Raw genomic sequence first — 2484 nt, 5'->3', positions numbered from 1 at the left:
CCGACGTCGCACCGCCCGCTCCGCCCCCGCCAGCCGCCCCGATCGCTGCCGCGCCCGCGCCGTTGCCGGCTCCGGTGGCCGCCGCGTCTGATCCGAACTCACCGCTCGGCGTCTGGTCGACGGAAGAGAACAAGGGCAACGTTCGCATCGAGGAATGCGGCGCCAATCTGTGCGGCTATTCCGTCAACTCCGGCGAACGAATCCTGATCAACATGAAGCCGCAGGGCGGCAAGTGGACCGGCCGAATTCACGATCCGAGCAGCGGCCGCAATTACGACTCGACGATCGCGCTGAAGGGCACCAACACGCTCAAGGTCCAGGGCTGCGCCTTCGGCGGCATGTTCTGCGGCGGCCAGACCTGGAAGCGCGTGAGCTGATCTCTCTGAACTGTTCCTCCCTGAGCCTTGGGCCCCGTGAGATATCACGGGGCCTCTTTTTTTGCTGTGTCGCGGATGATTGAGCGTTCGTTAAGACCTTGCACGACGAAACAAATCTCCTCCGCGACGAAACACTTTTTCCCTTGCGACGAAAAAATCCCGAAACCGGGCCCGCGTAGTTCCCTTCTCCAACGAGGCGCCAGTTCGGTGCGCAACTCGGTAGCGCAAATCCGCGCTGGCACCATCCACAAAGGGGGACATTCGATGGCTTTCACCGGTTCGACCACGCGCAATTGCACGATGATGATCGCGACCATTTTTGCACTGGGCTTGCTGACCACGGCCGCGCAGGCCTACACGCAGGAGCAGGAGCAGATGTGCGCCGGCGATGCGATGCGGCTCTGCTCTTCGGAAATCCCGGATGTCGAACGCGTCACCGCCTGCATGGTGCAGAAGCGCGCGCAGCTCAGCGACGGCTGCAAGGCCGTCTTCCACTACGTGCCGCCGACCGCGACGCCCGCGAACTACGCGCCGACGGCAAAACCCTCCAGGCCGCTGAATCTGACCCCGGTCAAGCGCGGCTGAGCCATCCTGATACGTAACGTCACAGCGCCATGCCCGGACACGCCGGGCGTGGCGCTGATCGTTTGCGGCGGCCGACAACAAGCGGCCATGTTCATCCCGCATTCAGCCTCGCCGCGCTGAAATCACGCTCCCGCCGCCTGCCTTCTCCCGCCCACGGAAATATCCCGATGCCGCGCCATCTCTCCTTCGCGCTTGTGCTGCTGGCCGGCAGCACGATGATCGGCGCGACGGACGCTTTCGCGGCGGCTTCCGAGCCGATGCAGCTGGCGCAGGCGCAGACCGATCCTTCGCCGTCCGCCACACCAGCAACACCGGCGCCCGATGCGTCGGCGCCCGCCGCCGATGCGCAGGCGCCAGAGGAGCCAATCGGCAACGTCGCCACCGTGACCGGCAGCGCCAGCGTGATCCGCAACGACACCACCACGCCGCTCAAGGTCAAGGACGACATCTACCTCAACGATATCGTGCAGACCGGCGCCAATGCGGCGCTCGGCATCACCTTCATCGACAACACCACCTTCAATCTCAGGGCCAATACCAAGATCACCATCGACAATTACGTCTATGAGGACGGCGGCAAGAACAACGCCGCGATCTTCGACGTCGCCAAGGGCACCGCAGCCTTTGTCGCCGCGTCGGTAGCCAAGACCGGCGACATGAAGATCACGACACCGACCGCAACGCTCGGCATTCGCGGTACCACCGGCCTCGTCGAAGTGCCCGAAGGGGCGGCCGCCAACAATCCGAACAATGTCGCGGTCAAGCTTTATCCCGACGCTGACGGGCGGGTCGGTCGGATCGAGGTCAACGACCGCGCCGGCGCGCGGCTCGGCTTTCTGACGCAGGGCGCCAGCGGCTTCACCATCCGTCCCGGCGCCGGCGGCGTGCGCTTTGCGGCGGTGCCGCTGGTGATTCCGCAAGCGGCGATACTGCGCGACCAGGGCTTTGTGCGTCAGCTTCACTCGACGCAGAATCTCGGCCGGCAGGTCGTGTTCCAGCAGCGCGAATTCCGCCGTGCCAATCCCGGCTTCCTCAATCCGAACCGCCCGATCCGGCAGCTTCAGCCCGGTCAGCAGCGGCCGAATGGTCTGCCCGGACAGCAGCAGCCCGGCCAGTTGAACCGCCCCGGACAACAACCCGGTCAGCCGCGGCAGAACGGCTTGCCCGGTCAACCCGGTCAGCCGCCACTGCCGGCCGTGCCGAACCGCCAGGGGCAGAACCCAACGCAGAACCCGGGACAGCAGCCGCCTGGCCAGCTCAATCGTCCCGGACAGCCACAAGCGCCCGGCCAATTGAACCGGCCCGGTCAGCAGCAACAGCAAGGCGTGCGGAACCGTCAGGGGCAGCAGCAACCGCCTTCGCCGACACGGCCCGGCCTGCCGCCGCGCGCAGGCCAGCAACAGCCGGCTTCGCCCAATCAACCCGGCGCGCCACCGCGCGTTGGACAACCGGCATCGCCGGCTGCTCCACCGGCTGGCCTGCCGCCGCGCGTCGGACAGCCGCAACAGCCCTATGCGCCGAC

The 2484-nt window shown here is 66.3% G+C and carries 3 protein-coding genes; all 3 read left to right on the top strand.

Annotation, left to right across the window (positions count from 1 at the left end; all coding sequences use genetic code 11):
* On the top strand, positions 1-377 hold a 377-nt coding region (locus CQ14_RS00070; RefSeq protein ID WP_156434579.1), incomplete at its 5' end, for a DUF2147 domain-containing protein.
* Between the two features lie 264 nt (positions 378-641).
* Complete coding sequence (locus tag CQ14_RS00065; RefSeq protein ID WP_063800258.1) at positions 642-962, top strand: hypothetical protein; 321 nt, start codon at positions 642-644, stop codon at positions 960-962.
* A 167-nt stretch (positions 963-1129) separates the two neighbouring features.
* The coding region (locus tag CQ14_RS00060) for a FecR family protein (RefSeq protein WP_063800257.1) at positions 1130-2484 on the top strand (1355 nt) is incomplete at its 3' end.

The sequence above is a fragment of the Bradyrhizobium lablabi genome (assembly GCF_001440475.1).
Lineage (GTDB): Bacteria > Pseudomonadota > Alphaproteobacteria > Rhizobiales > Xanthobacteraceae > Bradyrhizobium > Bradyrhizobium lablabi.
Note: the sequence above shows the minus strand (reverse complement) of the source record. Positions and strands in the feature narration are given on the sequence as shown.